6 protein-coding genes are annotated in these 4,467 nt (G+C 70.0%); 3 read left to right on the top strand and 3 right to left on the bottom strand.

Translation table 11 applies throughout. The annotated features are described in order from the left end of the window. Positions 1-563 precede the first annotated feature (563 nt). Together ACWCO3_RS31995 and ACWCO3_RS31990 are read left to right on the top strand one after the other, a co-directional pair. A complete protein-coding gene (locus ACWCO3_RS31995; protein ID WP_145781691.1) occupies positions 564-905 on the top strand; it encodes a hypothetical protein in 342 nt (113 codons plus the stop codon). Then, positions 902-1,561, top strand: a complete 660-nt coding sequence (locus ACWCO3_RS31990) for a nucleotidyl transferase AbiEii/AbiGii toxin family protein (RefSeq protein WP_145781689.1) — start codon at positions 902-904, stop codon at positions 1,559-1,561. Before ACWCO3_RS31995 ends, ACWCO3_RS31990 begins: the two co-directional genes overlap by 4 nt. 70 nt (positions 1,562-1,631) lie before the next feature. Here ACWCO3_RS31990 and ACWCO3_RS31985 read toward each other — a convergent pair whose 3' ends face one another. From ACWCO3_RS31985 to ACWCO3_RS31975, 3 genes are all read right to left on the bottom strand, one after another. Next, on the bottom strand, positions 1,632-1,892 hold the full coding sequence (locus tag ACWCO3_RS31985; protein ID WP_450013622.1) for an SDR family oxidoreductase: 261 nt from the start codon (positions 1,890-1,892) through the stop codon (positions 1,632-1,634). Further along, positions 1,805-2,062: a hypothetical protein gene (locus ACWCO3_RS31980; RefSeq protein ID WP_450013620.1), complete on the bottom strand. Its 258-nt coding sequence runs from the start codon at positions 2,060-2,062 to the stop codon at positions 1,805-1,807. The genes ACWCO3_RS31985 and ACWCO3_RS31980 overlap by 88 nt, the downstream gene beginning before the upstream one ends. 127 nt (positions 2,063-2,189) lie before the next feature. Beyond that, positions 2,190-2,396, bottom strand: a complete 207-nt coding sequence (locus ACWCO3_RS31975) for an SDR family NAD(P)-dependent oxidoreductase (protein WP_450013618.1) — start codon at positions 2,394-2,396, stop codon at positions 2,190-2,192. 221 nt (positions 2,397-2,617) lie between these two features. On the opposite strand from ACWCO3_RS31975, the gene ACWCO3_RS31970 reads away from it, so the two are divergent. Continuing rightward, the gene (locus tag ACWCO3_RS31970; protein ID WP_450013616.1) at positions 2,618-4,408 is read left to right on the top strand and encodes a bifunctional metallophosphatase/5'-nucleotidase; all 1,791 of its coding nucleotides are present in this window, start codon (positions 2,618-2,620) and stop codon (positions 4,406-4,408) included. Positions 4,409-4,467: the final 59 nt, after the last annotated feature.

The raw sequence follows: 4,467 nt of genomic DNA, 5'->3' as shown, positions 1-4,467 counted from the left end.
CTGCGCAGACCAGGTGCTGCTGGACATCGAGCGGCTGGCCGGCGAGCACGGGCTCATGCTGTTCGACCCGCAGGACGGCTCGGAAACGGAACAAACCACACGGACCAACCCGACCCCAGGCACCACACCACCCACGCCGGCGGGCAGAACACCCCCAGCTCACGCATGATCCACACGACCTCGGCGATGTGGGGGCATCCGAGAGGGTTTGATACCGCGACTTCGCCGAAACGGCGTCGATCAAGGCGCGCGGGTGAGCCAATGCCGACAAACCGGACCCGCGTAACGCCTGGATGCAGACCAGCGAGCACCCTCAGGACAGGACACCCGCGCAGAGCTGACACCACGCCCACCCAGGGCGCACGGACGACGCGGCGCACAGACAGCGCGGCACACAGACGACGCGGCCCCGAACGACGCGGCCCACGGACAGCGGCGGCCCACGGACAGCGCCCGTGCAACGCGGCCGCTTAGGCCCTCGCGAGCGGCTCCCCCCACCGGCCCTGGAGCGTGTAGGGATCGTCCTGAGCGACACCGGCTCCGGTGGGCGTTACCCTGACACCATGCAGGCCGTCTCCCCCACCGTGACCGGCGTGGCCTTCCTGGCCCGGCCCGGTCGTCCTGCCGTGGTGGCGAGAACGCTCGCCGAGCTGGCCGGCCCCACGCGCGGGGTGGTCGAGTTGCCCGTGCGGTTGATGTGGAATGCCGAGCGCACCTTCGACCTCGGGGACCCTGACCAGCTCCTCTGGATGTACGAGAACGTGCTCCGCGAGACCACCCGCGCCGAGGACCTGCGCGCCCTCATCAACGGGCGCACGCTTCGGCGGGTGTGGCGACTGCTCAACCTGCCCCGCGGCGTACGCCAGGCGTGGGAGAGCCGCCACCGCGGCCTGCGCGCGGCGTGACCGAGCCGCATCTGCACGAGTTCTATCGGGAGGTCGCCCGGGTGGCGCTCACCGCCGCCGGGCCGTACCGGTTCGTGTTGGGGGGCGGTGTCGCCTGGGCGGCGCACGGGTTGGTCGCCCGTCCGACGGAGGACGTCGACCTCTTCGCGGACGTGGAGGGTGCCGCCGCGGCGGCGTCCACCGGTGTGCGGGTGGCACTGGAGCGCGCCGGCTTCCTCGTCAGCGACGCCGACCCCGACGGGGATCTCGCTGAGCTGTTCGACGGGTACGAGCAGGACATGAAGGACTTCGTGGTGAGCCGCGACGGCCGGCAGATCCGGTTGAGCCTCGCCCGGTTGGACCGCCAGCAGAGCCCAGTGGTGATGGACCTCGGCCCGGTGATGGACGTACGCGACCTGGTGGCCAACAAGATCGCGGCGTTGGTCAACCGGCGGGAGGTCCGTGACTTCATCGACGTGGCGGCGGCGTTGGAGCACTACGACGTGACCGAGCTGTTGATGCTGGCACGGCAGGTCGACCCGGCCCTCGATCCGGCGGACGTGCGTGCCGCCGGGCGTTACCTGGACCGGCTGTCGGAGCAGCGGTTCGGTCGTTACGGTCTGAGCGCCGCCGACGTCGCCCAGGTCCGGCGGCGCTTCGCCACCTGGCCGCGCTGACCGCCGGACCGCACGCGGGACGAGCCGCACCCGGGGCGGGCACCGAAGCAGCACCCGCCCAAGCGGCGGATCACTTCGTCGGCCGACCGCCCGTGACGCCCAGGATCTCGCCGGTCACGTAGCTGGACTCCTGCGAGGCGAAGAAGACGTACGCGGGTGCGAGCTCCGCGGGCTGTCCGGGGCGACCCTCCGGGGTGTCGGTGCCGAACTGCTTCTCCTTCTCCTCCGGCATGGTGGCCGGAATCAGCGGCGTCCAGACCGGGCCGGGTGCGACCGCGTTGACCCGGATGCCCTGCTCGGCCAGGTCGGCGGCGAGCGCGTAATCCAGCAACTGCGGCGACGGGTCGAACGCCTGGATCGACGCCGTGTGATGATCGCCGCGCCCTCGGTGAGGTGCGGGACGGCCGCCTTGCAGAGCCAGAACATCGCATACAGATTGGTCTTGAGCACCCGGTCGAACTGCTCGGTGGTGATCCCGAGGACCCCCTTGTCCTGCGACATCTGGTAAGCCGCGTTTGTTGACGAGGATGTCCAGGCCGCCCAGGTCGCGTACCGCCCGATCGACCAGCTCCTGACAGTGCGACTCGTCGGTGATGTCACCGCGTACCGCGACGCCCCGCCGGCCGGCCTACTCGACCAGGCGAATGGTCTCCCGGGCGTCGGAGTCCTCCTCCTCGTCGAGATACGAGATGAGGACGTCCGCGCCCTCCCGGGCGAAGGCGATGGCGACCGCCCGGCCGATCCCCGAGTCACCGCCGGTGATCAGCGCCCGCTTGCCGTCGAGCTTGCCGCTGCGCCGGTACGACTCTTCCCCGTGGTCCGGCTTCGGGTTCATCTGCGCGGTCGAGCCGGCGCGGACTGCTGCTGTGCGGGCTGACCCGACTGCCCGCCGTACTGGCTGGTCGGGGAGCGGTGGCTCGCCCCCGTCCGCCCTACCCCGCGTGGACCTGTGGAAACCACAGCAACGGTCGGGGCTGACGTGGCGGGAGTGTCCTCTGGTGGTTATGGTGCGCGAGGCGCCCACGAAGCGCGTCCACCCCCATGGAAAGGCACGTCATGACCTCTCCCTCCGGCCCGTCGCGTCGTCAGGTGCTCGTCGCCGCCGCGGCGGCGGCGACCGCCCCGCTGATCGCCGCCGCGCCCGCGCAGGCGGCCGGCGCGGCCCGGTCACGCACCTGGGACCTCACCCTCCTGGGCACGTCGGACACCCACGGCAACGTCTACAACTGGGACTACTACCGCGACGCCGAGTACGACGACAGCAAGCAGAACGACATCGGCGTCGCGAAGCTGGCGACCCTGATCAACCAGATCCGTCGGGAGCGGCGCGGCAAGGCAACGCTGGTGCTCGACGCCGGCGACACCATCCAGGGCACTCCCCTGGCGACGTACTACGCCAAGCAGGAACCGATCACGGCCACCGGGGAGAAGCACCCGATGGCCCGGGCGATGAACGTCATCGACTACGACGCGGTGACGCTGGGCAACCACGAGTTCAACTACGGGCTGCCGTTGCTGGACCTGTGGATCCGCCAGCTCGGCTTCCCGGCGCTCGCCGCGAACGCCGTCAACGCGAAGACCGGCAAGCCGGCCTTCCTGCCGTACGTCATCAAGAAGGTCTCCCTCGATTTCGGCGCGCCCACCCTGCGGGTCGGCATCCTCGGGCTGACCAACCCCGGCGTGGCCATCTGGGACAAGGGCAACGTCGAGGGCAAGCTGCGTTTCGACGACATGGTCGCGACCGCCGCGAAGTGGGTGCCGGTCATGCGGGCCCGGGGCGCGGACGTCGTGCTGATCTCCGCTCACGGCGGTGACAGCGGCACCTCCAGCTACGGCCCGGAGCTGCCGAACGAGAACCCGGTGGCGTTGATCGCCCAGCAGGTGCCGGGGATCGACGCGATCCTGTTCGGTCACGCGCACAACGAGGTGGTCGAACGGTTCGTCACCAACGAGCGCACCGGTGCCCAGGTGCTGCTCTCCGAGCCGTCCAAGTGGGGCCAGCGGCTCACCCGGATGGACTTCACCCTCACCCGCGAGCGTGGCCGGTGGGCGATCACCAAGAAGGCCGCCACCATGTTGAACACCAACACCGTGGTCGAGGACCCGAAGGTGCTCGCGGCGGTGCGGGCCCAACACACCAAGACGGTGGCGTACGTCAACCAGGTGGTAGCGCAGTCCACTGTCGAGCTGTCGGCGGCGGAGTCCCGGTACAAGGACACGCCGATCCTGGACTTCATCAACCACGTACAGACCGAGGTCGTCGGCGCGGCCCTGGCCGGAACCACGTACGCGGACCTGCCGGTGCTGTCGATCGCGGCGCCGTTCAGCCGTACCGCAGTCTTCCCCGCCGGGGACGTCAAGATCCGCGACGTGGCCGGCCTGTACGTGTACGACAACACCCTCGAAGCAGTGGTGCTCAGCGGAGCCGAGGTGCGCGCGTACCTGGAGTACTCGGCGAAGTACTTCCGGACCCTCGCCCCGGGCGCACCGGTCGACCCGGAGCAGATCAGCGACCCGGCGGTGCCGGACTACAACTACGACGTCTTCTCCGGCGTGGACTACGACATCGACATCTCCCGGCCGGTCGGGCAGCGGATCACCCGCCTGGTGCTCGCCGGCACCGACACCCCCGTGGCCGACAACGCACAGTTCGTGGTGGCGGTGAACAACTACCGGCGCAGCGGCGGCGGCAACTTCCCCGGCATCGTGAAGACGCAGGTCTACAACGCGCAGCAGGAGATCCGTCAGCTGCTCATCGACTGGGCGCAGGCCAAGGGGACGATCGACCCGGCCGACTTCTTCCAGCCCAACTGGCGGCTGGTACGCGAGGGCGTGCCGGTCTTCTGATCGCACAGCACGGACGGGCCGTGGGTGGCGACACCTGCGGCCCGTCTGCTGTTGTCAGC

It is taken from the genome of Micromonospora sp. NPDC002411 (genome assembly GCF_053592955.1).
This window is presented reverse-complemented; position numbering and strand designations above follow the sequence as displayed.

Bases quoted from the DNA above. Each gene is read 5' to 3' on its own strand.
- ACWCO3_RS31980 (WP_450013620.1), bottom strand. From the start codon at position 2,062: ATGTCGCAGGACAAGGGGGTCCTCGGGATCACCACCGAGCAGTTCGAC.
- ACWCO3_RS31975 (WP_450013618.1), bottom strand. From the start codon at position 2,396: ATGAACCCGAAGCCGGACCACGGGGAAGAGTCGTACCGGCGCAGCGGC.
- ACWCO3_RS31995 (WP_145781691.1), top strand. From the start codon at position 564: ATGCAGGCCGTCTCCCCCACCGTGACCGGCGTGGCCTTCCTGGCCCGG.
- ACWCO3_RS31970 (WP_450013616.1), top strand. From the start codon at position 2,618: ATGACCTCTCCCTCCGGCCCGTCGCGTCGTCAGGTGCTCGTCGCCGCC.